This is a genomic window from Carnobacterium iners (assembly GCF_900177385.1).
Taxonomy (GTDB): domain Bacteria; phylum Bacillota; class Bacilli; order Lactobacillales; family Carnobacteriaceae; genus Carnobacterium_A; species Carnobacterium_A iners.
The window spans coordinates 427,265-453,378 of sequence record NZ_FXBJ01000002.1 but is presented as its reverse complement, the minus strand read 5'-3'; the positions used below and the strand labels follow the sequence as shown (position 1 = coordinate 453,378).

25 protein-coding genes and 1 riboswitch are annotated in these 26,114 nt (G+C 34.4%); of the genes, 19 read left to right on the top strand and 6 right to left on the bottom strand.

Annotated features, from left to right (window positions below; translation table 11 throughout):
* Window positions 1-819 carry a glutamate 5-kinase gene (proB, locus tag B9Y54_RS02375; RefSeq protein ID WP_085560485.1) on the bottom strand — a complete coding sequence of 273 codons (819 nt, stop codon included), beginning with the start codon at window positions 817-819 and terminating at the stop codon, window positions 1-3.
* Between the two features lie 906 nt (window positions 820-1,725).
* On the opposite strand from proB, the gene mgsA reads away from it, so the two are divergent.
* Window positions 1,726-2,154, top strand: a complete 429-nt coding sequence (mgsA, locus tag B9Y54_RS02370) for a methylglyoxal synthase (protein ID WP_085558806.1) — start codon at window positions 1,726-1,728, stop codon at window positions 2,152-2,154.
* Between the two features lie 306 nt (window positions 2,155-2,460).
* Here mgsA and B9Y54_RS02365 read toward each other — a convergent pair whose 3' ends face one another.
* Window positions 2,461-3,900, bottom strand: coding sequence for a SulP family inorganic anion transporter (locus B9Y54_RS02365; protein WP_085558805.1), 1,440 nt, complete (start codon window positions 3,898-3,900; stop codon window positions 2,461-2,463).
* A gap of 428 nt (window positions 3,901-4,328) precedes the next feature.
* Here B9Y54_RS02365 and B9Y54_RS02360 point away from each other — a divergent pair, with 428 nt between their 5' ends.
* From B9Y54_RS02360 to B9Y54_RS02330, 6 genes are all read left to right on the top strand, one after another.
* On the top strand, window positions 4,329-5,219 hold the full coding sequence (locus B9Y54_RS02360; protein ID WP_085558804.1) for an ABC transporter ATP-binding protein: 891 nt from the start codon (window positions 4,329-4,331) through the stop codon (window positions 5,217-5,219).
* Complete coding sequence (locus B9Y54_RS02355; protein ID WP_159446041.1) at window positions 5,212-6,015, top strand: ABC transporter permease; 804 nt, start codon at window positions 5,212-5,214, stop codon at window positions 6,013-6,015. The genes B9Y54_RS02360 and B9Y54_RS02355 overlap by 8 nt, the downstream gene beginning before the upstream one ends.
* An 89-nt stretch (window positions 6,016-6,104) precedes the next feature.
* A complete protein-coding gene (locus tag B9Y54_RS02350) occupies window positions 6,105-6,365 on the top strand; it encodes a hypothetical protein (protein ID WP_085558802.1) in 261 nt (86 codons plus the stop codon).
* Between the two features lie 264 nt (window positions 6,366-6,629).
* A riboswitch (THF riboswitch) is annotated at window positions 6,630-6,732 on the top strand.
* 40 nt (window positions 6,733-6,772) lie between these two features.
* Window positions 6,773-7,291 (top strand): folate family ECF transporter S component, encoded by a 519-nt coding sequence (locus tag B9Y54_RS02345; RefSeq protein ID WP_085558801.1) that lies wholly within the window; start codon window positions 6,773-6,775, stop codon window positions 7,289-7,291.
* Between the two features lie 613 nt (window positions 7,292-7,904).
* A complete protein-coding gene (gene ltrA / locus B9Y54_RS02335; protein WP_085558799.1) occupies window positions 7,905-9,188 on the top strand; it encodes a group II intron reverse transcriptase/maturase in 1,284 nt (427 codons plus the stop codon).
* Between the two features lie 177 nt (window positions 9,189-9,365).
* Window positions 9,366-9,836, top strand: a complete 471-nt coding sequence (locus B9Y54_RS02330; RefSeq protein ID WP_085560484.1) for an NUDIX hydrolase — start codon at window positions 9,366-9,368, stop codon at window positions 9,834-9,836.
* A 56-nt stretch (window positions 9,837-9,892) separates the two neighbouring features.
* Here the strand turns inward: B9Y54_RS02330 and B9Y54_RS02325 are convergent, their stop codons facing one another.
* Window positions 9,893-10,333, bottom strand: coding sequence for an organic hydroperoxide resistance protein (locus tag B9Y54_RS02325; RefSeq protein ID WP_085558798.1), 441 nt, complete (start codon window positions 10,331-10,333; stop codon window positions 9,893-9,895).
* A 67-nt stretch (window positions 10,334-10,400) separates the two neighbouring features.
* Between B9Y54_RS02325 and B9Y54_RS02320 the strand changes: the two genes are divergently transcribed.
* On the top strand, window positions 10,401-10,646 hold the full coding sequence (locus B9Y54_RS02320; RefSeq protein ID WP_143062515.1) for a 2-hydroxymuconate tautomerase: 246 nt from the start codon (window positions 10,401-10,403) through the stop codon (window positions 10,644-10,646).
* Between the two features lie 51 nt (window positions 10,647-10,697).
* Here B9Y54_RS02320 and yidA read toward each other — a convergent pair whose 3' ends face one another.
* The 3 genes from yidA to B9Y54_RS02305 are packed head-to-tail and all read right to left on the bottom strand — an operon-like array spanning window position 10,698 to window position 13,773.
* On the bottom strand, window positions 10,698-11,513 hold the full coding sequence (gene yidA, locus B9Y54_RS02315; protein WP_085558797.1) for a sugar-phosphatase: 816 nt from the start codon (window positions 11,511-11,513) through the stop codon (window positions 10,698-10,700).
* Between the two features lie 5 nt (window positions 11,514-11,518).
* Window positions 11,519-12,904 carry an HD domain-containing protein gene (locus tag B9Y54_RS02310; RefSeq protein WP_085558796.1) on the bottom strand — a complete coding sequence of 462 codons (1,386 nt, stop codon included), beginning with the start codon at window positions 12,902-12,904 and terminating at the stop codon, window positions 11,519-11,521.
* On the bottom strand, window positions 12,901-13,773 hold the full coding sequence (locus B9Y54_RS02305; protein ID WP_085558795.1) for a lipoate--protein ligase family protein: 873 nt from the start codon (window positions 13,771-13,773) through the stop codon (window positions 12,901-12,903). The genes B9Y54_RS02310 and B9Y54_RS02305 overlap by 4 nt, the downstream gene beginning before the upstream one ends.
* Window positions 13,774-13,983: 210 nt before the next feature.
* On the opposite strand from B9Y54_RS02305, the gene B9Y54_RS02300 reads away from it, so the two are divergent.
* The 11 genes from B9Y54_RS02300 to B9Y54_RS02250 all read left to right on the top strand — a co-directional run bounded on the left by B9Y54_RS02300 (window position 13,984) and on the right by B9Y54_RS02250 (window position 26,060).
* Window positions 13,984-14,970, top strand: a complete 987-nt coding sequence (locus B9Y54_RS02300; RefSeq protein ID WP_085560482.1) for a thiamine pyrophosphate-dependent dehydrogenase E1 component subunit alpha — start codon at window positions 13,984-13,986, stop codon at window positions 14,968-14,970.
* An 11-nt stretch (window positions 14,971-14,981) separates the two neighbouring features.
* Window positions 14,982-15,962, top strand: a complete 981-nt coding sequence (locus tag B9Y54_RS02295; protein WP_085558794.1) for an alpha-ketoacid dehydrogenase subunit beta — start codon at window positions 14,982-14,984, stop codon at window positions 15,960-15,962.
* A gap of 59 nt (window positions 15,963-16,021) precedes the next feature.
* Entirely contained in the window at window positions 16,022-16,459 is a 438-nt protein-coding gene (locus tag B9Y54_RS02290) for a YwiB family protein (RefSeq protein WP_234987787.1), read from the top strand.
* 44 nt (window positions 16,460-16,503) lie between these two features.
* On the top strand, window positions 16,504-17,094 hold the full coding sequence (rpoE, locus tag B9Y54_RS02285; RefSeq protein ID WP_085558793.1) for a DNA-directed RNA polymerase subunit delta: 591 nt from the start codon (window positions 16,504-16,506) through the stop codon (window positions 17,092-17,094).
* 239 nt (window positions 17,095-17,333) lie between these two features.
* Window positions 17,334-18,938 carry a CTP synthase gene (locus tag B9Y54_RS02280; RefSeq protein WP_085558792.1) on the top strand — a complete coding sequence of 535 codons (1,605 nt, stop codon included), beginning with the start codon at window positions 17,334-17,336 and terminating at the stop codon, window positions 18,936-18,938.
* 137 nt (window positions 18,939-19,075) lie between these two features.
* On the top strand, window positions 19,076-19,933 hold the full coding sequence (gene fba / locus B9Y54_RS02275; RefSeq protein WP_085558791.1) for a class II fructose-1,6-bisphosphate aldolase: 858 nt from the start codon (window positions 19,076-19,078) through the stop codon (window positions 19,931-19,933).
* Window positions 19,934-20,366: 433 nt separating this feature from the next.
* The gene (locus tag B9Y54_RS02270; RefSeq protein ID WP_085558790.1) at window positions 20,367-21,644 is read left to right on the top strand and encodes a UDP-N-acetylglucosamine 1-carboxyvinyltransferase; all 1,278 of its coding nucleotides are present in this window, start codon (window positions 20,367-20,369) and stop codon (window positions 21,642-21,644) included.
* Between the two features lie 11 nt (window positions 21,645-21,655).
* Window positions 21,656-22,951: a transcription termination factor Rho gene (rho, locus tag B9Y54_RS02265; protein ID WP_085558789.1), complete on the top strand. Its 1,296-nt coding sequence runs from the start codon at window positions 21,656-21,658 to the stop codon at window positions 22,949-22,951.
* Window positions 22,952-23,082: 131 nt separating this feature from the next.
* Entirely contained in the window at window positions 23,083-23,346 is a 264-nt protein-coding gene (locus tag B9Y54_RS02260; protein ID WP_085558788.1) for a type B 50S ribosomal protein L31, read from the top strand.
* Between the two features lie 585 nt (window positions 23,347-23,931).
* Window positions 23,932-24,702, top strand: a complete 771-nt coding sequence (locus tag B9Y54_RS02255) for a hypothetical protein (protein WP_085558787.1) — start codon at window positions 23,932-23,934, stop codon at window positions 24,700-24,702.
* A 251-nt stretch (window positions 24,703-24,953) separates the two neighbouring features.
* Window positions 24,954-26,060 (top strand): D-alanine--D-alanine ligase, encoded by a 1,107-nt coding sequence (locus B9Y54_RS02250; protein WP_085558786.1) that lies wholly within the window; start codon window positions 24,954-24,956, stop codon window positions 26,058-26,060.
* The last annotated feature ends 54 nt before the right edge of the window (window positions 26,061-26,114 follow it).

Sequence of the window (26,114 nt, the reverse complement as noted above, 5' to 3'; positions counted from 1 at the left end):
TTAGTCGTGTTCAGGAACAAAAAGAGTGCCTATCTCTCCACCGGCAATAATTTTAAAAATATCTGTTGGATTAGCACCATTTGCTAAAACCATTTTACCAGAATGTTTTAAAACATGGTCAGCTGCTTTTAATTTCGAGACCATCCCACCAGTTCCAAATTTCGAACCAACACCACCTGCAAGTGAAAAAAGTTCTGGCGTGATGCAATTAATTTCATGAAATAAATTAGCCTGATTATCTTCATTAGGATTGCAGTCATAAAATCCATCGATATCTGATAACATAATCAACAAGTCAGCTTGAGTAATTTCTGCTACGATAGCGGATAATTTATCATTATCACCAAATTTAGTAGCATGATCTAACTCATCTACTGCAACGGTATCATTCTCGTTCACAATAGGAATAACTTTCTGCTTGAGTAGTTGTTCGAACGTATTAATAGCGTTCAGACGACTTTCTGGAAATACAACAATATCTCGTGTCATTAAAACTTGACCAATAATTTGTCCATAGTTGAAGAAAAAAGTACTGTATAAACTCATGAGTTCACTTTGTCCCACAGAAGCAACAGCTTGTTGTTCTGGAATAGATCTAGGTGATTGCCGTAATTTTAATCGATGAAGTCCAACACCTACGGCTCCAGAAGAAACTAAGATAACTTCTTTGCCTTGGTTTCTTAAATCACTTAAAACAAAAGCTAATTTATCTAATCTTTGTAAGTTAACTGTTCCATTAGGGTACATAATCGTACTGGTTCCAACTTTTATGATCACTCGTTTGCATGATGCTAACGTTTGTCTTGCTGTCTTATTCATTACACCCATCCATTCCTTCAAAATAGAGTCATTTAAAAACTAATGTATCTGACCTTCAATTGCCTATTATTTTAACAGTTTTTGGTCAAAAAAACTATCCTTCATCATTTGTCTATGGAGAACCGAAGATAAAAAGTGAGACAACTCTCTGATTATTGGCACTCTTTTATTTGTTTTCAAAAAAGGACCTTTGTAAACCATAGTATAAATTCTTAAAACGATCAAATTATAGTTACTTCTTTTAAAAACAATAAAAAATCTTTAGACTTTTAAATAAAAAAGTTTAAGGTTTATCTTATTTTATAGTAGCTAGAGATTTACTGTAAAATATATATGAAAAATTAACTATAATCATATAATTATTCGCGACTACTTAGAATGAGCTGAGGAATTTTTTTAACTTGGCGGATAGCTTTCTTTTCAAAAACTATTTTTTTATTTCATGTTTTTTATCTAATTTAATTAAAGCAGCTGAATTTTTTTCTTCTTATTGATTAGAAATAGTAATAATTTAGTCTGTTTAATAGTATGAGGTTAAAAACAAAAAGCCACTCGCTACAAAAGCGAGTGGCTAAAAGGAGTAGTACCTATACTTTGGAGGAGTATTAGGTAAAAATGAAAATATAAAAAGTTGGTTGTTATTGGTATGTACTTACTATACTAACGAAATGTGAAGAAAGTATGAATAAACAATATATTTTTTATTAAGAAAACAAGAAAAAATAAAAATGAAATCGTAAAAATAAAATAAAAGAATTGAAAGTAATACACTTAGCCTTAAAATAATAAAAAGAATTGCTTACACTAATTAGTCTTAGAATTTTTTATTTCATAGTCATTAATGCGGTTTCATTCATTCCGTGTTATGATTGCTACAAAGTTAAATTGTAAAAGGGAGGAATAAAGTTGAATATTGCATTGATTGCTCATGATAAGAAAAAAGATGAAATGGTTAAATTAATTTCATCTTATCAAGAAATATTAAAAGAACATTCTCTTTATGCTACTGGAACAACAGGGAAAAGATTGATTGATGAAACAGGATTAGATATTCATCGATTCAAATCAGGTCCATTAGGTGGAGATCAGCAAATTGGGGCTTATATTTCAGAGGACAAAATAGATATGGTTATTTTCTTAAGAGATCCTTTGACAGCACAACCTCATGAACCAGATGTCAATGCTCTCTTACGATTAAGTGATGTCTATGAGATTCCTTTAGCTACTAATATGGGAACAGGAGAAATCTTGTTACGTGGTTTAGGTGAAGGATTAGTAGATTGGAGAAAAATTCATCATCATGCTGGGCGCTCTCTACTAAATATAGAATTTTAAAAAAACTAGCTCTAAATTAGCTTAAAGAGTTTTAAGATAGTTTTATAAAAGGAGATTGTATGTGGCAGATAAGATTAGGACTACTGATAATGGTTATTCCAATAGGCTTATATTATTGAGTACTTGGTAAGAACATTTCTGATGCAGAAAAGAAAAATAACAGAGATATGTCTTACGAACTCAATACGTTTACGGGTGAGAAGATGCCTGTTGAATGAAATAAAGAAAAAAGTTAAAAATAAAAGAATAGAGGCAAGGATATCAGTCCCTGCTTCTATTCGTCTTTAGTTCATTATTCTTTTAGCATCACTTTTTATGATGAGAAGATATTTTTTTCAAAAGATCTTTGCTTTGTTTATTGGGATTGATGAGAGTAACGTTTGAACCGGTATTTTTATTTTTACTAATCAATTTATCCACAGCCTCAACAGCTGTTGAGTCCCATAGTGTCATAGCACTAACATCAATAACTAGATTTCCTTCATGACTAAAATTATTCATGAAAAAGTCTGTAAACTTCTCAGCTGATGCAAAATAAAGATGACCATGAGCTTTATAATGGTAATCGTCAGTATCTGTACCAGGTTCGATACTAATATGAGTCATTTTGAATGCTGCAAAAATAGCACTTATTAATGTTCCTATTACTACTCCATAAGCCAGATTATGTGTAATCAAGACAATAGCAATAGTTGTAATCATAACAAAGCTTTCGTTTTTAGGCATGATTGTTAATCGTTTAACTGATCTCCAATCGACTGTTTCATAAGCTACAACAACCATAACAGCTGCTAAAGCAATAATGGGGATTTGGACGACTACTTTGTTGAATAAAACAACAGACATCAACATAAAGAAACCAGACAGAAATGTTGCTAAACGACCGATACCGCCATAACTGATATTAATAATTGTTTGACCAATCATTCCACAGCCAGCTATTCCACCAAAAAATCCAGAAGCTAGATTACCTAAACCTTGACTCAAAGATTCTTTATTCTTATCACTAGGTGTATGTGTTAATTCATCGACCAATTGAGCAGTTAATAAAGACTCAACAAGGCCTACTATTGCAACCGATAGAGAAGTGGGAAAGATAATTCTTAACGTTTCCAAAGTAAATGGAACTTTTGGGATTCCAAAACGAGGCAGCTCACTAGAAATCGTCCCCAGATCACCTAATAGTTGAACATTTAAATTTAAACCTAAGACTAGTGCTGTAATGACTACAATTGAAATAATAGGTGCAGGAATTCTTTTTGTCAGCTTTGGTGCTAAAAAAATAATAGCTACTCCAATGACACCCAATAGAATTAAAACAGACGAACCTTTAAAATGGTCTAATTGAGATAAAAACATCATAATCCCTAAACCATTTACAAATCCTAACATGACAGGCTTTGGGATATAACGCATTAAAATTCCTACTTTAAAAAGACCTAATACTACTTGTATAACTCCAGCTAAAATGGTCGCAGCGAAAAGGTAATTAACACCGTGTTCTGCAACTAAGTTTGCAAGGACTAAAGCAACAGATCCAGCAGCTGCAGAAATTAATCCTGTACGTGCTCCAAAGAATGCAGCAACAGCTGTGATAAAAAAAGTTGCATAAACCCCAACAATGGGTTCTACACCAGCAACTAGCATGAAGCCAATAACTTCAGGGAATAGGGCCAAACAAACAACCACTCCTGCTAAGATGTCTCCTCTAATATTGCCAAACCATTCTTTTTTATAATTTTGCATAGATACCTTCCTTCTTTAAAAATCATCAGTGTAAAAAATCCTATAAACAGACATGTTACCATAGGCAAGAGTAAAGATAAATATAAAAATGAAGTTGTGTATTTTGTTGTAAAAGAAAAATAGAATATAAATTTAATTTAAATTATGATAATATGATTAAATAAGAAATATTTGGTAATTAAAGATTGCAAGCGGCTTGAACCTATTTTAAAAGTATAGAAATTAATTTAACTATTGTGCGTAATATTTTTATACTGAAATTATTAGAAGCCTTTTTTTATTTAATTATATCCAAAAAATAAATACTATTCTTAGATAAACAAGTTGATTATTTTACATAATTTACAATCACTTTAAGTTGAAAAAATTTTGATGGAATAAATAAAATAATAAAATTCATTCTTATGGGTAAGGAGAAAACAGAGTGCATGAATATTATCGAAGTTAAGCAGTTGACAGTTGATTATGGAGACGATCGTGGAATCTTTGATCTAACGTTTCATTTAAAAAAAGGAGAAGTATTAGGATTTTTAGGTCCCAATGGTGCTGGTAAAACAACAACAATCAGACATCTCATGGGGTTTTCTAGACCAGACAAAGGGTCTTGTCATATTTTAGGGAAAGATCCTATGAAAGAGGCAAGAAGTGTTCAAAAACATATTGGATACTTACCAGGAGAACCTGCATTTATGAATAATATGGATGGATTAGAATTTATTCAGTTTATTAGTGAAATGAAAGGAATAAAAAATAGTAATCGGTCAAAAGAGCTATGCGCTTATTTTGAGTTAAATCCTAATTTGAAAATAAAAAAAATGTCTAAAGGGATGAAACAAAAAATCGGTTTAATCTGTGCATTCATGCAGGAAAGTGATCTCTTGATTCTTGACGAGCCTACAAGTGGATTAGATCCACTTATGCAAAAAAAATTTATTAAACTTATCCAAGAAGAAAAAAAGAAAGGAACGACTATTTTAATGTCTTCCCATCTTCTTGAAGAAATTGAGCGAACGTGTGACCGAGTAGTCATTATAAAAAAGGGTAAGCTTGTAGCAATAGAAAATATAAAGATATTAAAAGAAAATCAAAATAAAATTTTTGTTTTAACGTTTTTTAATCATGAAACGGCGGAAAAATTTATGATAGAACCGTTTGAATTAAAAGTTATGAATCAAACACAAATTAACGTAACGATTCAAGGAGATATTAATCCTTTAATAAAAGTATTAGCGAACTATTCTCTTGCAAATATGGAATTAAAAGCTCAGACATTAGAAAATTCTTTTATGCATTTTTATGGGGAGGATAGCAATGTTTAGTTGGCCATTATTGAAAAAAGAAATGAAATCTATTTGGGTATTATTAGTATTATTTATCCTTATCTTAACGATGTATGAAACAATTATTATTTCTATGTTCGATCCTGAGCTAGGGAATATTATGGCTGATTTTGAAAAAGCAATGCCTGGAATAATGAAAGCATTTGGTATGGTAGGAGCAGCAGAAGCAAACTTAACAGGGTATCTGTCTTCTTACTTATTTAATTTTATTTTAATTCTATTTCCACTCATTTTTTCTATTATTTTATCAAATAAATTAGTTGTTAAATATGTGGACAATGGTTCTATGGCTTATCTATTAGCAACACCGATATCTAGAAGCAAAATTATACGGACTCAAACAATAGTAGCTATTGGCAGTTTGACTCTTTTATTAACGGCTTCTACAATAATTGGCTTAATTTATTCAGAACTAACTTTCCCGGGAGAGTTAACTATTTCATCTTACTTATATTTAAATATTGGATTGCTAGGTTTGCATTTATTTATTAATGGTTTTGGTTTTCTAATATCTTGTCTGTGTAATGAAGCACGGACAGCCTATTTATGGAGCATTGGAGTTCCTTTAGCAGCCTTTTTGATACAAATGTTAGCCAGGCAAAGCGAAGAGTACGAATTCTTGAAATATGCTACGTTCTTAACCTTGTTCTCTCCAGAAAACATTCTCGCTGGAAAAGAGAGTAGTTTTTGGTTAACGATTCTTTTATTTCTCTTAGCCTTTATTCTATACGGAATGGGGCAAATCGTTTTTTTAAGGAGAAATCTTCCTTCATAATAAGAATGAAAAAGGTCGTTATTAATTGTTTAGTCTAAAAGATAGTTGGGTTTATCTATTCAAAAAAAAATAGCAATAGGAGGAATACCGTGGCAGAAACTAAAGTTGGGATTGAATTAAAAGTAGAGATAGAAGATTTTATTGAAGCATATGGAGATAGTCTAGATATATTAAATAAAATAATTGAAATGCAAAAAAATATTATGCAATTTAAAGAAAGTATGAGTATACAAGAACATCTAAATTACATGAGCGCAGTTGATAAAATGAATGAGATTAATAAAGTTGTTGAAGAAAAATTAGAAAAATTAGTTAAGATAAATACAAGTATGAAAATGTTGGTAAAATAAATTTTAATAAAAAAAGAATACTAGTCATTTACTTTCTGAATAGGAAAATAGTATCTGTTTTTTATCTGTTATTCAAAAAACTAGAGATAACATTAAGTTTATGACCAAATATATTTTTTCAATGAGATAAGATTTTATGTTGGTTATTCTTGTTTTTTCTGATTTCTAAAAAAAACAATTAAACAGGCGTTAGATTGGCAGACGAATTCAAATCATGCTATAGTTACCTTCGGCAACAAGTCAAATAAACTTGTCAGTCAAATAAACAGAGTAGGAAATGAAGCGTTAAGTGCTGTAGGGATGGGATGTTGCCCTCAGACGAAGAATTACTTAGGTAATTTGCGGTTTTGTTTCTGCATTCGCTGCATAGTTTTTATGTGTGGAGCTCTTAAAGGGAGATCTTCAAAATGGTTAAGAATAAGTTTGATGCAAGAAGTATTTCAATTATCGGATTATTGATGGGATTGGATATTATATTAACAAGATTCATAGCAATAGAGACACCGATTGTTCGAATTGGTTTTAGTTTCTTACCAGTTGCTATCATTGCGATGCTTTATGGACCTTGGATTGCGGGTACAGCTGCTGCAATGGCAGACTTTATGGGGATTATGTTATTTCCAAAAATAGCTTTATATTTCCCGGGTTTTACATTATCTGCTTTTTTAGGCGGCGTTATTTATGGTTTGATTTTATATAAAAAACCTAAAACACTCAAGCGGGTAATCTTAGCGGTCTTGTTGACAACAGTGATTGTTAACTTGGGTTTAAATACATTGTGGTTGAAAATCATATTAGACAAAGCGATTTACGTTATTTTTCCAGCACGCGTTATCCAAAATTTAGTTTTAGCGCCGGTTAATTGTATTTTATTGTATGGTGTTCTTCAGAACAAAGCTTTTCGTAAAGCGATAAAGCTTAAATAAAATAGATAGAAAACATCCAAAAATCAATGCTAATCAAAAAAAGGTACTATTTGGTAGCTGTTATACTGACACTAAAAAGTTGGACTTTTTTTAGGAGTAGAGAAATCTACTCTGTTTTTGTTCGCCCAGCATGGGCAAACTCTAACAGGTGAAAGTCCTGAGTGCGACCGATTAGCGGTAAGCATGTAGCTAAAAGCAAGGGTGTCCACCGTGAGGTGGAATCTGAAGGAAGCTCGAGGCAAATCTCTGGTCTGACGAACAGAAATCATATAGGAGGCAGTGCACGAGGATAAGGTTGCAAAAGAAGCTGAAGTCCAATAGCTAATGTATCAATCGTGTGATGTAGATATGGCAGATAGATGGAGAGAAAGAGTTCGCACCTTAACTGGGGAGGTCTTCTGTTCTTATTTCAAAAACTTGTAGTGATACAAGCCTGAGACAGGAGAAGTCAGCAGAAGCCGTAGTAGTGAAGACAGCTAGTGAAAGTTAGACAGAGCGAAGGGCTGAACCGTTTTATCGTTATGGAAATCAATATTGGAAGAGGAAATAGACCGCTGGTCAAAAGACGAGAAAGTGGATACCGACTTCACGAGAAGGAAAGGAAATAACAAACATGTATGAAAGAAAAATCCTTGAGCGTATCTTAGATAAAGAGAATTTGACTGTAGCATTCGAACAAGTAAGACGAAATAAAGGTGTCGCAGGTGTGGATGGCATGACAATTGACGAGCTAGGAATATATTTTCTTCGAAACAAAGAAGAAGTTATGGCTCAGATTCGTCAAAGAAACTACCAAACCTCACCCGTTCTTCGAGTGGAGATTCCTAAACCAAATGGTGGTGTTCGTTTACTAGGAATCCCGACAGTTAAAGACCGTATGATTCAACAAGCCATTGCACAAGTATTGACTCCCTTATTCGATAAAGGTTTTAGTAACTATAGTTACGGTTTTCGACCAAACCGGCAAGCTGAAATGGCGATTAATCAGGCGTTAGTGTACTTCAATGAAGGATATGACTGGATTGTTGATATCGATCTTGAACGTTTCTTTGATACGGTGCAACATGACCGATTGATGAATTTAGTCTCTAGAACAATCTCCGATGGAGATGTAATTTCGCTGATTCGTAAATTTCTTGTCAGTGGAGTACAAGTTAATGGGATTATTCAAGATACTAGCATTGGAACTCCGCAAGGAGGGAACCTTTCACCGCTATTGAGCAATATCATGCTTAATGAACTTGATAAGGAACTGGAAAAACGAAACCTCCGTTTCGTTCGTTACGCTGATGATTGTATCATTATGGTTAAGAGTGAAATGTCAGCGAGAAGAGTGATGCGTTCCGTTACAAAATTTATCGAAGAAAAGTTAGGATTGATTGTTAATAGTACAAAATCTAAGATTACGAAGCCAAATAATCCAGAAATGAAATTTTTAGGATTCGGTTTTTACCGAGATTTTAATAAGAAAACCTATCAAGCGAAACCACATAAAATCTCAGTAGAAAACTTTCGATATAAACTTAAAGTACTTACACGTAAGAATTGGAGTATTGATACGAAATATCAAGTGGAACGACTGAATCAAGTGATTCGAGGGTGGATAAACTACTATAAAATAGGTTCAATGAAAAGCATTTTAAAGAAAATTGACTCTCATTTGAGAGTCCGTCTCAGAATGTGTATTTGGCATAAATGGAAAACAGCTAAGAATCGGCGAAAGAACTTAATAAAATTAGGGATGGACAAATACAGTGCCTATAAAAATAGTCACACTAGTAAGGGTGTCGTACGTATTGCCTATTCTTGGATTTTAACAACGACTATCACAAACAAGAGACTTGCCCAATTTGGCCTAGTCTCTTGTGTAGAGCATTACGATAAAATACATGTTTAGTATAAAATGGAACCGCCGTATACCGAACGGTACGTACGGTGGTGTGAGAGGTCGGAGCCGTGAGGCTCCTCCTACTCGATTTATTGTAAATAAGATTGACTCTTTTTACGTAAACGGTTAAAATAATGAGAATAAGATTAGAATAGAAGGATCATAAAAAATTGGATGGTGATGGATATGATTGCTCATACTTTTGGTGAAAGACTAAAAACAGAAAACTATCATATACGAATTGGAGTGTATGGTATTTTATTAAATTCTACTGCAGATAAAATAGTCGTTGTTTCACCACCAAATGGCTCATATTTATTGCCAGGGGGAGAAAAAGAGAAACAAGAAACAGATGAGGAGACTCTTAAAAGAGAATGTGTAGAAGAGCTAGGTTATGAGGTAGAAGTGGGTAAGTATATCGGTGCCGGGGAAGACTACTTTTATTCTACTCATCGTAAAAAGTATTACCACAATCCTGCTTATTTTTATATCATTGATTCTTGGCTAAAAATTGGTGATCCTTTAGAAGACTTTAACGTAATAGAGTGGATGACACCTTTAGAAGCGTTGAAGAAGTTGAAACGTGGCAGTCATCGTTGGGCAGTTGAACAATATATGAAAGACAAAAAAGAAGAGATTATTCCGTTAGAAGAATAAACATAGAAAAAAGAGACGGATTTAAAAAATCCGACTCTTTTACTGAATAGTTATTTTCAAATGTCTCTTTTATACTCAACAGCTGTTACTGTAACATCGATATTGCCTTTAGTTGCCTTTGAATAAGGACAAAAGGCATGCGCTTTATCAGCCCATTCTTTTGTTTCAGCCAAATCTTTCCCTTCAATAGCAACTTCCATAGTAGCGGCTAGTTTGAAGCCGTTGTCAGTAGGATCAGAAATTAACTCAATCGTTGCAGTAACTTGTGATTTTCCACTAGCATTTGCTTCTTTCATAATATGCTCCAGTGCGGAGTTAAAACAAGCACTGTATCCAAGTGCGAAAAGTTGCTCAGGGTTGCTTCCTTGACCAGTACCCCCCATTTTTTTAGGTGTAGATACGCGTACCGAGAAAGATTTATCTGGTAAATGACTTTCTCCCTTTCTTCCTCCGGTATTAATAGCAGTAGTTTGGTACAAAACTTTTGAATCTGACATGTAGCAAAACTCCTTTCTAGTATCTTTCGTGCAAAACAAGTATACAAAAGAATACTAAGAATTTCTAATGAAACGCTCTATTGTAAAAAAATCAAGAAAAAATTTAAAAGAGAAAGAAGGAATGAAAATGCCATTCGTGCATATTGAATTAGTTGCAGGACGTACAGTGGAACAAAAGATCAATTTAGTCAAAGAAGTAACTGAAGCGGTCGTTAAAAATACAGATGCTCCAAGTGAAAAAGTACATGTTATTCTTAATGAAATGCAACCGGAAAACTATGCTGTAAACGGTGAACTACTTAGCCAAAAATAAAAAAACCACTTAAGGGTTACTACAAACTGTAGCTACTCCTAAGTGGTCTTTTTATTCGTTAAACACTAATTTTTCGATAACGGTTGCTACACCATCTAACTCATTTGTATCCGTAATATAATCGCTAATTGCCTTAATACCCTCAACTGCATTGCCCATCGCAACTCCAACGCCAGCAAAAACTAGCATATCTCGATCGTTTTCATTGTCTCCGATAGCCATAACCTTTTCTTTAGGGATAGCTAAGATATCAGATAAATCTTTTAAAGCTAGACCTTTACTGGCAGCTTTATTTAATACTTCTAAATAAAAAGGCTCACTTTTTAATACCGTATATTTTTCGTAAAAAACGGGAGGAATTTGTGCAATTCCGGCATCCAATATTTTAGGCTCATCAACCATCATCATTTTACTGATGACTAAGCTAGAATCCATTTCTTCAACACTTCTATATTTAATAGGCATATTCACTAAAGTAGACTCACGAACGGTATAGTTGCTAATGTCTTTATTGGAAGTATAAATCGCTTTTTCATCTAACGTCTGACAATGAACACCAATTTTTTGGCTCATTGCTTCGACTTCTAAAAAGTCATCAAATGACATAGTATGGTGAGCAATAGCCATACCGTCGTCTGCTTTTTGAACAAGCGCACCATTATACGTAATCACGTAATCGCCCGCTTCTTGTAAATTTAATTCTTTTAAAAAATCGGTTACGCCGGGTAAAGGTCGGCCAGTACAAATAACAACTTTAATTCCTTTTTCTTTTGCTTTTATCAACGTATCTTTTACTCTTGGGCTAATAGTCTTATTATTGTTTAATAGTGTTCCATCTAAATCAATAGCAATGAGTTCAATAGTCATATTTCTTATTCCTCCAGTATTTTTGTAGGTTGAATGATGGCATCATTTTTAATGTATTGTTTGAACTCTTGATAAATAGGTTCAAATAAAGTGATTTCTTTCATTGTTTTAGGTTTTGAAAATTCTTTTGGAAAATAGAATCGTTCATCGCCTCTCATTTTCCCGGCTAAAGAAGATACAATTTCACTAGCTTTTGAAAGTTCAACAAAAGAACCATCAGGATACATTAGTTCAATTTGCGTCCGATTAGTCAGTTGATTGGGACGATAAAAATCATAAGGCAAATCGTAACTATTATTGACAGCAGTATAGTAATCTGTATCGTAGCCCGCTTCTTGAATAAGAGTAGTTAATTTTTCTAAAATAGGCTGATCTTGTTTATCTACAAAATGGACTGATTTGAATGGCTTACGATCAAGGAAACGAGTAGCTAGATCGCTTAAAATAGCATCTTTTTCCTCTCTCCATAGTGTAAAATAAGTTCCTAATACACCATCATCTAATTTTAAATAATCTTCTAGTGTCGCAGTTTGATTGAAAAAAGGAATTAATAAATCTGTTTGGAAATGCAAATGCATCTCTGGGTCTTCATATAATTCCTTGGCACGCTTTAACAAGTGGTCAAGAATAACTTCCATACTTCGAGAAACAGGATGGAAATAAATTTGCATGTACATTTGATAACGGCTGACGATATAATCTTCCACTGCATGCATTCCTGATATCTGAAAAGCAATCCCTTCGCTATAAGGACGAATAACACGTAGAATTCTAGTTAAATCGAATGTTCCGTAGTTAACACCAGTGAAATAAGCGTCTCTTAATAAATAATCCATTCGATCAGCGTCAATTTGACTAGAGATTAATTGTACGACTTGAGGATTAGGATAGGTTTTTTGAATAACGCTAGCTACTTTAGCAGGAAAGTCACTGGCTACTGCTTTTAATAGTTTATTGATTTCGGTCTCATGAGATAAGATAATCTCAACAGTTATCGCTTCATGATCGGTTTTAAAAATTCGTTCAAACGTATGTGAATAGGGACCATGACCAATATCGTGAAGGAGCGCAGCACATAAGACCACTAAACGTTCTGAATCATCCCAACCGCCATCACCAGATTTTTTTTCAGGATAATTACGGGCAAATTTATCGCAAATTCTTCGAGTAATTTCATAAACACCTAGTGAGTGTGTGAAGCGAGAGTGTTCAGCCCCATGAAAAGTAAAAGAAGAGGTTCCTAATTGTTTGATTCGACGCAAACGTTGAAATTCACGAGTATCAATTAAATCTAAAATCAATTGGTGCTGGATATGAATGTAGTCATGAACAGGATCACGAAAAACTTGTTCGATAGGTAGTAATTGTTCAGCATCATAGTTAAGGGTCATATCAACAACTCCTTTTGAGCGGATTCTTTAAGCATCTGTAAATTGCGGTCAATCATTTTTTGCTTGCTCTCCCCGTAGAGAGATAAAATTTCTGGGGTGTATTCACCAGGTTCAATTGTGCAGTGACGTTCTTGTAACGTTCGAATAATTTTTTCTTTTACACCTTGCACAGTTAATTGAACTTCAAGTAGTTCTTCTAATGTGCCCATTACATCGGGATTAATCTTTGGGAAATGCCACTTTACCTGTTCGTCTTGTAATCCAGCTGTATAAAAATCTTGCAACAGCTGAGCACGCTTATTTTGGTCGCCTGTCACGCTTAGATAAATCATAATCGCAACACCATTTTTTATTCGTCGTTGAGCTATCCCAGCAATTTTTTTACCATTAATACTTAGGTCGAAATCACCTGGACAATAAGAATCGGAAATTTCATGAGCTTCAATGGACTTTTTGTATTCTTTAAACGTATCACTAATTAAGCGAAACATGAAGTCGTAACCTTCATCAATGGTTATCCGATTGATTAATTCTTCCGAAAAAATAAGAGAGAAATTAAGAATACCACAATCACTTGCAACGGCTAAACCTCCTGAATTACGAACAATATAGGGTTGCTGATTTGCTCTTAGAACAGCTAGTCCATCTGATAGATGAGGCAATTTAGTATCCATCATTCCAATGATGACTAACGGATCAGTGCTCCAAAAATGAATGGCTGCTTTATTTTGTTGTTTTCCAATAATAGTTGTTAAGCTATCTGATAAAGCAAAATGAGAAATTGTTTGATTTTTAAAAGGCATCGTAGCTGAATCATAAATGACGTACGATTGATTGGTTAAAAAGTCGTTTTTTTGCAGTGAAGTCATTCGATTACTTCCTTTATTAAGATTCTTGTTTAGATACGCTATTAGTATACCAAAATTTAATAGAGACTCCTATAAAAGGAAGATAACTCCTATTAAAATCAGTATATCTCATTAGAAATTATCTAGATATATTGACCGTATTGTATCAAAAAGGCTATACTAAGACACACTAAGAACGCTAAATATAAAGAGGAAAGAGTGGTGAACTTAATGGAACCAATCTTATCCAATCAAGCCGGTTTGCTATTAGATGATTTTGAAAAAATGTATCGGCTTATGTGGCAAATTCGTTTTTTTGATGAACAAGTAGAAGCGTTATTTATAGCAGACAAGATACATGGCACAACTCATCTTTCTATTGGGCAAGAAGCAACAGCGGTTGGAAGTGGTTATTTATTAAAATCGACTGACTTTATTACGACAACTCATCGAGGACATGCTAACACAATCGTCAAAGGGACAGATATGTCTGCAATGATGGCCGAGTTATTCGGGAAAAAAGGTGGCACAAATCATGGTAAAGGCGGCAGTATGCATATTGCTGACAGTGAGACGGGGAATTTAGGATCGAATGGAATTGTTGGTGGAGGATATCCCATTGCAGTTGGAGCTGCGTTGACAGCTCAAATTAAAAAAACGACTGCAGTTGTGATGTGTTATGCGGGTGATGGCTCTACCAACGAAGGGAGTTTTCATGAGTCATTGAATTTAGCCTCCATTTGGAAATTACCAGTGATTTTTTTTATTGAAAACAATCAATATGGAATGAGTAGTTCGATAAAACAAATGGTAAATATTTCTTTTTTATCAAAACGAGCCGAGAGTTACGGCTTTGAAGGGCAAACAATTGACGGCAATAATTGGCTAGAAGTAGTTGATGCTACTTCTGCTGCAATCGAAAAAGCCCGGAGCGGGGGAGGTCCGACATTGATCGAAGCATTAACTTATCGCTCTAGAGGCCATTCAAAATCAGATAAACGAGAATACCGGACACAAGAAGAAGAAGCCCAGTGGCAGCTAAAAGATCCTATCTTATTAGCAGAACAACAATTACTTGCAGCGAATTTAGCCTCTAAAGAGGAATTAATTGTATGGAAAGAAGAAAGTAGGGAAAAAGTTCAACAGTCTATCCAACAGGCTAAAAAGATGGAAGACGTAACGCTAGCTGACTTAGAAACCAACGTCTATGCTGAATAAGGAGGATGACAATGCGCGAGATAACCTATTTAGCCGCTATCAATGAAGCGCTAGATGAAGCTCTAGCAAGCGATGAACGAGTATTTCTGATGGGAGAAGATATCGCACTATATGGCGGTAGTTTTGGCGCGACTAAAGGGCTCGTTCAAAAATATGGAGCGGAACGGATTCGGAACACACCAATTTCAGAGAGTGCATTGGCGGGAGCAGCAGTTGGATCAGCTATGACAGGCATGCGGCCAATTATTGAAATCCAATTTTCAGACTTCATCACAATCGCTTTAGATCAGATAGTCAACCAAGCAGCAAAAATACATTATATGTACGGTGGGAAAGTCTCTGTACCGATGGTTATAAGAACAGCAGCAGGCTCAGGAACAGGTCACGCTGCTCAGCACTCTCAAAGTTTAGAAAACTGGACAGCTCATATTCCTGGTTTGAAAGTTGTCCAACCCTCAACGGCTTACGATGCTAAAGGTTTATTGCATGCTGCAATTGAAGATAATAATCCTGTGATGTTTTATGAACATAAATTGTGTTACCAGACAACTAGTGAAGTCCCAGAAGAAAAATACGTCATTCCTTTTGGAGTAGCCGATATAAAACAATCAGGGCAAGATATTACAGTAGTTGCGACAGGGATTATGGTCCATAAAAGTTTGATAGTTGCTAAACAATTAGCACTAGAAGGGATTTCCTTAGAAGTGATTGATCCGCGTACATTAGTTCCTTTAGATACAAAAACTATCATCAAGTCAGTGCAAAAGACAGGCAGACTTTTAATTGTTCACGAAGCAGTTAAAAGAAGTGGGTTTGGTGGTGAGATAGCCAGTATTGTAGCTGAAAGTAAAGCTTTTTATGCATTGAAAAAACCTATCCAGCGACTTGGGGGTAAATCAATCCCGATACCTTATCAAAAAGAGTTAGAACGTGCTGCTATTCCTCAAGAAGAGGATATCTTAGTAGCCGCTTACAAATTAATGGAAAAATAAAAGGATAAAGTGATGTTAACCTATGGAAATAAGGCTATAAATATAAAGGAGTTAATCTAGTGGAGATAGATTTAAGCAAAGGTATGGCAGCTAAAGTAGAAGTAGAAACAACTGTTTCACAAGGCGGTTCGACTGAAAGTTTTGTGTTTAGTCAAATGGGGAAAGTTGTATATAGGAATGGGTCTTATTATATTCGTTATCAAGAAGCGTATGATGAAATAGAGATACCTGTAACATTTAAACTTGAGGCAGCGGGAGGCGTTACACTTATTCGCAGAGGAGAAACAACTACTCGGATGAGATTTGAGCAAGGTGAACGTTTTGAGACAAGCTACCAAACGCCACAGGGTTTAATCATAATGGAGACGGCAACGCGCCAATTACAAGTCAGTTTTAGACAAGAACCCTTTTCAGGTGAACTACAATTGGAATACGATTTATATCTTGGGCAAGAAAAGCTTGGTGAACATAAATTACGATTGCTTTTTACTATCTAAATATAGTAAGATAAAGAATAGACTGTTGAAAGGATGTGGCTTTCGTGAAATTTGAAAGATTTGAAGGACAAAATAAAAGCGAATTATCAATGATAGAAGTCGCTCATGCTATTTTAGATCAAAAAGGTGAGATTTTAGATTTCGATGTATTACTTAAAGAAATCAAAGACTATTTAGGATTCACTGCAGAAAAATCAAAAAATAACACATCACAATTTTATACAGATTTGAATATTAATGGTAGTTTTATTTCTCTTGGAGAAAACCGTTGGGGTTTGCGTTCATGGTACCCAATTGATTTTATTGATGAGGAAGTTACGCAAGGAAATGAAGACGAAGCACCTAAACGTAAAAAACGTAAAAAAGTAAGTGCCTTTGTTTCAAGTGAAGACGAAATTGATTACAGCAATGATGACCCAGAAGATGATGACGAGGAAGAGGAAGAAGAGCTTCTTATTGATAATGACGGCGTCGTGATTGAAGCAGAAGATAAAGAAGATATCGGCAAATATAAAAAAGATTTAACAGAAATTGGTGCAGACGAAGATGAAGAAGATGAGCTGCCAGATGGTGTTGAAGGCGAATTAACTGTTATTGAAGACGAAGAAGAAGCGGATGATAAAAAGGACTATTGATCCAGGCAACTTTAGTCTAACTACTCAAAAAAACAGCTTAACAATTAAATAAATAAAAATAGATACAAAAACCTTGACGATAGTCATTCGGGGCTGTATCATATTTATTGGGCTCCCTTAGTGTTTTTTTTAAGGGACAAGGACTGAAAGTAATTTATCAGCTCCCTATTCTTAACGGAATAGGGAGCTTTGTTTTTTTGTTTAACTACCCAAATTTATCAAAAAAGGAGTTCGATTAAATGACGAAGTATATTTTTGTAACAGGTGGAGTAGTTTCTTCGATAGGTAAAGGAATCGCGGCAGCTTCATTGGGGAGATTGTTAAAAAATCGTGGATTGAAAGTAACGATTCAAAAATTCGATCCCTATATTAACGTGGATCCAGGTACAATGAGTCCTTACCAACATGGAGAAGTTTTTGTAACCGATGATGGGGCAGAAACAGATTTGGACTTAGGGCACTATGAAAGATTTATTGATATTAACTTGAACCGCTATTCAAATGTAACAACGGGAAAAGTTTATTCAGAAGTTATTCGCAAAGAACGTAAAGGTGAATACCTGGGAGCAACTGTCCAAGTTATTCCACATATTACAAATGAAATTAAAGAGAAAATCATGCGCGCTGGTCAAACAACAGATTCGGATATCGTGATTACTGAAGTTGGAGGAACAGTTGGAGATATTGAATCTCTACCATTTTTAGAAGCATTGCGTCAAATGAAGAGAGATGTTGGAACAGAAAATGTGATGTATATTCATACAACTTTGATTCCATATCTTGGTGCTGCTGGTGAAATGAAAACCAAACCAACTCAACACAGCGTTAAAGAGTTAAGAGGGCTAGGGATTCAACCAAACATTTTGGTAGTGCGTAGCGAACGTCCGGTTTCTCAAAACTTAAAAAATAAATTAGCTTCTTTTTGTGATGTAGCTTCAGAAGCAGTCATTGAATCACTAGATGTAGACACACTGTATTCCATTCCGTTAAATTTACAAAAACAAGGTATGGATCAAATTGTCTGTGACCATTTGAAAATTGATGCACCTCCTGCTGACATGACAGAGTGGATTAAGTTGGAAGAAAAAGTATTGAACTTATCTAAAAAAACAAGAATTGCATTAGTAGGAAAATATGTCGAATTACCTGATGCCTATTTATCAGTAGTTGAATCTTTGAGCCATGCTGGTTATGCACAAGACTCAGAAATTGAAATAGATTGGATTAATGCAGATGAGGTAACTCCTTCAAATGCAGCAGAGTTATTAAAAGATGCCGATGGTATTTTAGTTCCAGGTGGTTTTGGTGACCGTGGATTAGAAGGTAAAATCGTAGCTATCCAATATGCTCGTGAAAACATTGTTCCATTCTTTGGTATCTGTTTAGGGATGCAATTAGCATGTGTTGAGTATGCTCGAAATGTAGTTGGTCTCGAAGGAGCACACTCTACGGAAACAAATCCTAAGACACCACACAATATCATTGACTTAATGAGTGACCAAAAAGATGTAGTAGAAATGGGTGGTACACTGCGTCTTGGATTGTATCCATGTAAGTTAAAAGCTGGTTCTGTTGCAGCTAAGAACTACGATAATGCAGAAGTTGTCCAAGAACGTCATCGCCATCGTTATGAGTTTAACAATGAGTACCGTAAAGTTTTAGAAGATAAAGGTATGGTATTCTCTGGGGTTTCACCTGATAATCGTTTAGTTGAAATTGTTGAACTATCTGACCATCCTTTCTATGTAGCTTGTCAGTTCCATCCAGAATTTCTTTCACGCCCAAATCGTCCGCAAAAATTATTTTCAGGATTTATTAAAGCGTCATTGAAAAACCAACAGTAAAATTCGATTCTTTTCTTATTTTATCATGAGAATTGATGGTTTAAGTCTAGGAATTATTTATTTTATTTGGTATAATAGTAATGTTGGTCAAGGAAAGACCTTGACAAATAAAACCTTTCCTTAAGGAGGAAAAATATATGAGTCGTTTAGTTAGTATGACAGATATGTTAAATAAGGCATTAGAAGGTAAATACGCGGTTGGTCAATTCAACATTAACAACCTTGAATGGACACAAGCCGTTTTAGAAGCAGCACAAGCAGAAAACTCTCCAGTAATTTTAGGAGTATCTGAAGGCGCTGGGAAATACATGGGTGGCCCATTAGTTGTTGCTGCAATGACTGAAGCTTTAATGGAAACAATGAACATTACTGTTCCTGTTGCATTACATTTAGACCATGGTTCTTCATTTGAAAACTGTAAAACAGCTATTGATGCTGGTTATTCTTCTGTAATGATCGACAACTCAGCGTTCCCAATTGATGAAAATATTGCTGCAACGAAAAAAGTTGTTGAATATGCTCATTCAAAAGGTGCTTCTGTAGAAGCTGAAGTAGGAACAGTTGGCGGAACCGAAGATGGCGTTACTGGCGGAGTTCAGTATGCTGATCCTAAAGAATGTCTACGTATGGTTAAAGAAGCAAACATTGACGCCTTAGCAGCAGCTTTAGGTTCTGTTCATGGCGACTACGAAGGCGAGCCTGTTTTAGGTTTTGACGAAATGAAAGAAATTTCTGACTTAACTCATGCTCCATTAGTATTGCATGGTGGATCTGGAATTCCAGAATTCCAAATTAAAAAAGCTATTGAAAATGGTCACTCTAAAATCAATGTGAACACCGAGTTACAACAAGTTTGGACTGCAGGCGTTCGTGAAAAATTAGCTACTGACGATAAAGTTTACGATCCTCGTAAAGTTATTGCACCAGGTAAAGCAAGAATTATTGCTACAGTTAAAATAACTATGCAACGTTTTGGTTCATCAAACAAAGCTTAATTTTAATCTGGAAAAGTGATAAAAAAAGAGCACGGACAATCCAACGATTGTTTGTGCTCTTTTTTTATCGCTTTATCAACAGGAAAATTTTTGCCTAGATTGTTTAAATGAGTATCCATATAATAATAATTGTATATTAAACAATAGTATAGTAACATGAATCAGTGTTTAATAAAAAATAAAGTTATTCACCACTGAAGTGTTTTTTCTCAGATTATTACTAATTTAAATAATAAATTTTGAACCTCATTAGATAATAGGAGTGAACTTTTCATCTATAGAGTAGTGGTTCCATTACACATAAATAAATATAATCATTTATTTAAAAATGAAAAAAGTAGAAGCCAGTGATTTTTACTATAAGAAATAGTGAAATAAATATTTAAAACAATAGCCAATAAAAATAGGTAAACTAATAAAGTGAGGTATGACAATGAAAAAAATAGTTATTAACGGAGGAAAGAAGTTAAGTGGATCAGTTACAATCAACGGGGCTAAAAATAGTGTCGTTGCTTTAATTCCAGCTTCAATCCTAGCTGATTCTCCAGTTACTTTAGAAGGAGTGCCAAATATTCAAGATGTGCATTCATTGATTGAAATTTTAAATAGTATGCACGTTAAAACAAATTTTGATGGCTCAACATTAATTATTGACCCAACAGAAATGGTTTCAATTCCTATGCCAAGTGGTAAAATACAAAGTTTGCGTGCGTCTTATTATTTTATGGGCGCTTTGTTAACTAAATACGGACAAGGTGTCGTTGGTTTACCGGGCGGCTGCTTTTTAGGACCTCGTCCAATAGATCAACATTTAAAAGGCTTTCGAGCGTTAGGAGCAATAGTTGAGAATGAATTAGGAGCGATGTATCTTAGAACTCCTGTAGAAGGACTAAAAGGGACTCGTATCTATTTAGACGTCGTTTCTATAGGAGCAACACTTAATGTGATGCTTGCTGCTGTTAAGGCAAAAGGAACAACCATCATAGAAAACGCTGCTCGTGAACCTGAAATTATTGATGTAGCAACACTGTTAAATAATATGGGTGCAAAGGTTCGAGGAGCAGGAACGGGTGTTATTCGTATTGAAGGAGTCGACGAACTTCATGGTTGCAGACATATTGTTATACCAGATAGAATTGAAGCTGGAACTTATTTAGCTTTAGCTGGAGCAATTGGAACAGATATTACGGTTCAAAATGTTATTGTAGAACACTTAGAAGGATTAGTGGCAAAGATGGAAGAAATGGGTGTTCCCATGACCATTGGAGAAGACAATATTCGTGTGAAAGAAGCGCAACTTCCATTAAAGCCAATCAATGTAAAAACGCTCCCATATCCAGGGTTTGCAACAGATTTACAGCAGCCTTTAACGCCGTTAATACTAAAAACAATAGGGAAATCAACAGTTTTAGATACGATATATACTAAGCGTGTGAAGCATATTCCAGAATTAGTTCGTATGGGCGCAAAAGCACGTGTAGAAGGAGATTTAATCCTTTTAGAGGGTCCATGCGAGTTAAAAGGTGTAGAAGTCGAGGCAAGTGACTTGCGAGCAGGTGCTTGTTTGATAATAGCTGGATTAATGGCGGAAGGAACAACTACGATTACGGGCGTAGAAAATATTTTAAGAGGCTATGATGATATTATTAGAAAATTAACTGATTTAGGTGCGGACGTTAAGATGATAGAAACTGAACACACTATAATATAGGAGTCGAAAATATGAGTGAGATATTGACTGTTGAACAACTAGAAAAAAAAACATTGAAAGAAATTTATGCTTACGCTAAAGAATTAAAAATTCCTTGTTACAGTCAGATGAATAAAAAAGAATTGTCTTTAGCAGTTATACGGGCGCAAGAAGAAAAGCAAGGTTTCTTTATGGCTGAAGGTGTTTTAGATATCATGGCACAACAAGATTTTGGTTTCTTAAGACCGATTAATTATACATCCAGTAAAGAAGACATCTATATTTCTGCTTCTCAAATTAAACGTTTTGGGTTGCGAAATGGCGATAAGGTGACTGGAAAAGCTCGACCTCCAAAGCCTTCTGAGCGATATTACGGATTGATGCAAGTGAGTAAAGTGAATGGAAGTAATCCAGAACAAGCTAAGGAGAGGTCGCATTTTCCGGCATTAACACCACTCTATCCTGACCGTCGAATTAAATTAGAAACAGAGCAATCTAAAATATCTGCTCGTATGATTGATATTGTAGCTCCAGTTGGTTTTGGCCAACGAGGTCTAATTGTTGCACCACCAAAAGCCGGTAAAACGACCCTTTTAAAGGCCATTGCAAATGGTATTGCTGAGAATTATCCAGAAGCTGAATTGATCGTTTTGTTAATCGACGAGCGTCCAGAAGAAGTAACAGACATAGAACGCAGCGTGAAAGGTGAAGTTGTCTCATCAACCTTTGATCAACAACCTCAAAATCATGTGCGTGTTGCTGAGCTAGTTTTAGAAAGAGCGATGCGCTTAGTAGAGGACAAGCAAGATGTTATTATTTTGATGGATAGTATTACTCGGTTAGCTCGTGCTTATAATCTGGTTATCCCTGCAAGTGGAAGAACATTAAGTGGTGGGATCAATCCTGCAGCTCTTTATCGTCCTAAGAAGTTTTTTGGAGCAGCAAGAAATATCGAAGAAGGCGGTAGTTTGACTATTTTGGCAACAGCTTTAGTTGAAACAGGTAGTCGGATGGATGATATTATCTATGAAGAGTTTAAAGGAACGGGAAACTCAGAACTTCATTTATCAAGAGAATTATCAGAACGCCGTATATTCCCGGCTATTGATGTCAAAAAATCAAGTACAAGAAAAGAAGAACTACTCTTAGATAAAGAGTATTTAGATGAAATCTGGAAACTACGTCATGCGATGGTAACGGATTCTTTAGAATTAACAAATCAATTTATTCAAGCTTTACGTAACTCTGAAAATAACAAACAATTTTTCGAGAGCTTTTCAGAAAAAACCTTTAGTCAGGTAAAAAATACTCGTAATATACGTAGGTAAAAAATAGAAGATTAAAAGTGTTGAGAATAGATTGCAATAAGGCAATAGACGTGGTAGTATTCTACTGTTAAATAAAAAATAAAAAAGAACTCTGGTTCAGCAAATGTATCAGGGCAAAGGAGCGAGAGCGCATGAAAAAAGAAATTCACCCAACTTATAAAGAAGTTGTATTCATGGATACTACTACAGGTTTTAAATTTTTGTCTGGTTCTACAAAACATTCAAGTGAAACTGTTGAATGGGAAGACGGCAATACTTACCCATTAATCCGTGTTGAAACTACATCTGATTCACACCCATTCTACACAGGACGTCAAAAATTTACACAAGCAGACGGACGTGTCGATCGTTTCAACAAAAAATATGGTTTGGCAGACGCAAACTCAGCTGAATAACAGAATTATTATCGGAAGCTCTAGTCTTAGAGCTTTTTTTAATTGAGAAAAATTTGATATCACGTGCTTTTTTAAAGATTATTTGATAGGATAAAATAGAAGATATTAAGCCATACATCAAATGTTGTAGATAAAGCTGGAATAAAAGAGATGCATAACTTGCTAATGTAGATTAATCTGCTTATTGAAGAGAAAAGCACGTGAAATTTTCTGTTTAGATGTAGAAGAAATAGATTGAAATTTGAACGGTGAATTTGTCTAACTCTTACTTTAGCCTGTTAACTTACTTTTGATTACTTTGTTTTACTAGTTGCTAAATTCAACATTGAACAAAATAAGCTTAAACTTTTATGAAAGCCTTTATGGGACAAGATAGGCTTTTAAAAATAGGACGGGTCAACAATTTTAATCTACCTATCAAGTTGGACATAAAATAACTTTTAAAAAACATTTGTTACAAAATTGTCGTAATAGAACGCTACCATTATGTTGTTGTAATGAAACTATCACTAAATTGATACAGTTTAAAAAAGAAAATCATAGTATAATAAGACGTAAAGAAAAATGAATGAGGAGGGGTATCTAGTGATTTCGGATTATATTTATGTTCATCTAGATGGCGTAACTAATTCTGTTCTATGTAAGGGCATTATCTTTAAAAACTACGATGAAATCATAAGAAAAATACCTGAAAACATTCTGTTACTGAATGCCTCAAAAGATATAGGGGAATTTGAACCACATACTGGCTTTCAAATGATTCACGGTGTAGAAAAAGTTCGTAATTATTTGAAAGATAATATAGATGGAAATTCTAGTTACGCTTTTAAGTGTATAGATTTTGAAAGTATGGAATTATTAAGACAATTAACACCTGTTGAAATATCTGAATTATTATATGTTGCTCATGCACATACCCATTTACATTCTCCTTTTTATTATAAATTACAAAACAATTATATTTACTTATCAATGACTGATAATTTCAAAAAAATATATTTTCGCTATTTAGAACAGTTTTACGATTTTTTAAATGATAGCCTAACGAAATCATTAGAATTAAAGTGTAATGAAAAGAAGAAATTTTTTCAAAAAGAAACTAAAATTCAGCCTGCACCCAAAGAACTAATTAGACAATTGATTCCTTTGTTAAGAGAAGGAGTTCTTTTTTCATTTACTCAGATACAAGTACAGCAACAAATCTGTGAAATACCAATTTTTTTAGTTGAAGACCGCTTGAGAGATTTGAATCAAGTATTCTCAAAGAAAGATTTAATTGGTACAATTTATTACGATAAAAACCAAAGTAAGTGGTCTTTCAAAGAAGAAAGTTTACTTGAACCTTTGAATAGGTAAAAAGTCATATAAACTTTTGTTTAGTGGCTTTTTTTGTTTATATTGTTCTTAACACGAATGACTGTTTTTAAATAACGTCATCTTTTTAGATTGAGAAGACTTTAGATTTTAAAATAATACAAAGATAAAAGGAAAATCTAGCAAAAATGTTTCCTATTGTTATCAATAAAAATATGATACAATAACGTTTGAATTCAAGAGAACTCGTTTTAGAATACGAGACTAAAAGTTATAACTCGGAGGAAAACCAAATGAAAATCTTTCTAATATATGGAGGAAAAAGTGCTGAACACGATATTTCAATATTAACAGCTTTCTCTATTATCAAAGAAATCTATTATGATTATTATGAAGTTGAACCAGTTTATATTACAAAAGATGGAGAATGGATAAAAGGCGCAGTTGTTAAACAGGCAGAAATTATCCAATCATCTGAAGTTTTACGTTTAGTAAATAGCTCAGAAGAAGTTTGTTTTTCTACTGAAGAGGGAATGTTTTCCAAAGGAAAACTAATTAAACCTTCAGAACTAAGAGAAAAGGATGCTGTTATTTTTCCTGTCTTACATGGTCCAAATGGAGAAGATGGTACAGTTCAAGGCCTATTTGAAGTCATTGGCATGCCATATGTCGGAGCTGGAGTATTAGCTAGCTCATGTGGAATGGATAAAATAATAAGCAAACAACTCTTTCAACAAGCTGGCTTACCTCAAGTTCCTTATGTCCCTATTCGTAAATCAGATTGGCTAACGAATGCTGATAACGTATTTAAAAAATGTGAAGGTACCTTAGTTTATCCAATGTTTGTCAAACCGGCAAATCTTGGTTCAAGTGTTGGGATTAGTAAAGCCCAAACGCGTGTAGAATTAGAAGAAGCCATTAATCTAGCGTTGCAATATGATCGTCGTGTAGTTGTAGAACAAGGAATTGAAGCTCGAGAAATTGAAGTAGCTGTTCTAGGAAACGACGATATCCATACGTCTGTACCAGGAGAACTGATAAAAGAAAGTGCTTTTTATGATTACGATGCCAAGTATATTAATAATAAAGTAACCTTGCAAATACCTGCTCGTGTTTCAGAAGAAGTAGAAAAACAGTTGCGCTCTTATTCCATTCGAGCATTTGAAGCGATTGATGGAACTGGCTTAAGTCGATGTGATTTTTTTGTAACCGGAAATGATGAAATTTTTATTAATGAGTTAAACACGATGCCAGGATTTACTCAATATAGCATGTATCCTCTACTCTGGAGACATACTGGTTTAAATTATGGTGACTTAGTTGAAGAACTTATTCAATTAGCTTTAAAACGATTTGAAGAATCGCTAAAATTTGAACAAACGGATCGAGTTCAATTCTAGTAAGAAGGATTTTCCTAGTAAGAAAAGTGGTAGGACAAATGTCCAGGCCACTTT